This window comes from Nitrospirota bacterium, from assembly GCA_040756155.1.
Classification (GTDB): domain Bacteria; phylum Nitrospirota; class Thermodesulfovibrionia; order JACRGW01; family JBFLZU01; genus JBFLZU01.
In genome coordinates this window covers 5768-7619 of record JBFLZU010000012.1, presented here as the reverse complement: position 1 = coordinate 7619, position 1852 = coordinate 5768, and the positions used below count along the sequence as shown (strand labels likewise).

Below are 1852 nucleotides of genomic sequence, written 5' to 3'. Positions count from 1 at the left end.
GCACTGACTATATCGCCACCAAATGCGGCACCAATACTCTGGTGCCCGAGACAGACACCGAGTATCGGTATCCTCCCCGCAAAATGTCTAATCAGTTCTACAGATATCCCTGCCTCATTTGGAGTGCATGGACCTGGTGATATAACTATCCTTTCAGGATTAAGACTCTCTATTTCCTCAATTGTTATCTTGTCGTTTCTTACAACCTTCAGGTCTTCACCCATCTCACCGAGGTACTGGACAAGGTTATAAGTAAAGGAATCATAATTATCAATCATCAATAACATAAAAGTTATGTTCCCTCTTTTATCTTCTTATCAGTTTTCATTTTAAGGTTTCTCAACTTTAAACTTTAAACTTTTAACTTAATCCTTCTTCAGCCATCTCTATTGCCTTCATCATGCCTTTTGCCTTATTTACCGTCTCGATATATTCTCTTTCAGGGTCAGAATCTGCCACGATTCCTGCCCCTGCCTGAATATATGCCTTTCCATCATTTATTAGGATTGTCCGTATTGTAATGCATGTGTCCATATTCCCGGAAAAACTGATATAGCCAACTGCCCCGGCATATGGTCCCCTTCTTGTAGGCTCAAGTTCCTCGATTATCTCCATCGCCCTTATCTTAGGTGCACCAGAGACTGTCCCTGCCGGAAAACATGCCCTCATCACATCATATGTATCATTCCCATTATCAAGTATACCTTCCACATTAGAGACCAGATGCATTACATGAGAATATCTTTCAACCCCCATGAGTTCTGTAACCTTGACACTTCCCATCACAGAGACCCTGCCCACGTCATTCCTCCCGAGATCTACAAGCATTATATGTTCTGCATTTTCCTTTGGATCTGCCTTCAGTTCATTCTCAAGTGCCATGTCTTCTTTCTCTGTCCTGCCCCGTCTTCTTGTCCCGGCGATTGGTCTTACGGTCACGGTACTCCCCTCAAGCCTCACAAGTATCTCGGGGGACGAACCAACAAGCACCGCCTCCCCCATCCTGAGAAAGTACATGTAAGGTGATGGGTTTATAACCCTTAATGCCCTGTAAACATCAAATGGCGATGCCGATATATCCCTTTCAAACCTCTGTGAAAGGACAACCTGAAATATATCACCTGCCTTTATGTATTCCTTTGCCCTCAGAACTGCCTCTTTAAATGCATCCCTGGTGAAGTTAGATGAGAGTCGAGAGTCGAGAGTCGAGAGTCGAGAACTGAGAACTGTAAACCGTGAACCGTAATTCTCGCCTCTCAACTTTCTTATAATCCCATCAATCTTATCTATAGCTTCATTATACGCTTCTCTGAGTCCTTTGCCTTCTATATAAGCGTTAGATACCACCTTTATCTTCTGTGTAAGCGAATCAAAAATGACAATGGTATCTGTGATTCCAAAGAAGAAATCAGGCAAGTCAAGCCCATCTTTTTCCCTGTAAGGAAGTTCTTCAAAAAATCTTACAACATCATACCCGATGTATCCAACTGCTCCACCAAAAAACCGTGGAAGTCCATCCACCTCGATTGGGATATATCTATCTATTTCTTTTTTTAAGACCTCAAGCGGATCTCTATTAAAATAGGTTTTAGTAGAGACTCCATCTCTTACTATCTCTACTTCCCTATCTTTACCTTTTATAACCGTAGAGGGATTTATCCCTATAAAGGAGTATCTCGCCCATTTCTCTCCACCTACAACGCTCTCAAGGAGATAAGAGTATTTACCGTCGCCTAATCTAACAAAGGCAGAAACAGGGGTAAACATATCACCGAGTATCTCTCTGTAAATAGGTATTATGTTACCCCTCGCTGCCTCCTGACAGAATTCTTCAAATGATGGATGATACATG

2 protein-coding genes are annotated in these 1852 nt (G+C 42.3%); both read right to left on the bottom strand.

From position 1 onward, the window contains the following. Positions 1–287: gamma-glutamyl-gamma-aminobutyrate hydrolase family protein (locus AB1488_01120; GenBank protein ID MEW6408699.1), on the bottom strand; the 287-nt coding region annotated here is incomplete at its 3' end. A 73-nt stretch (positions 288–360) separates the two neighbouring features. Next, the gene (gene trpE / locus AB1488_01115; GenBank protein ID MEW6408698.1) at positions 361–1851 is read right to left on the bottom strand and encodes an anthranilate synthase component I; all 1491 of its coding nucleotides are present in this window, start codon (positions 1849–1851) and stop codon (positions 361–363) included. Position 1852 lies beyond the last annotated feature (1 nt).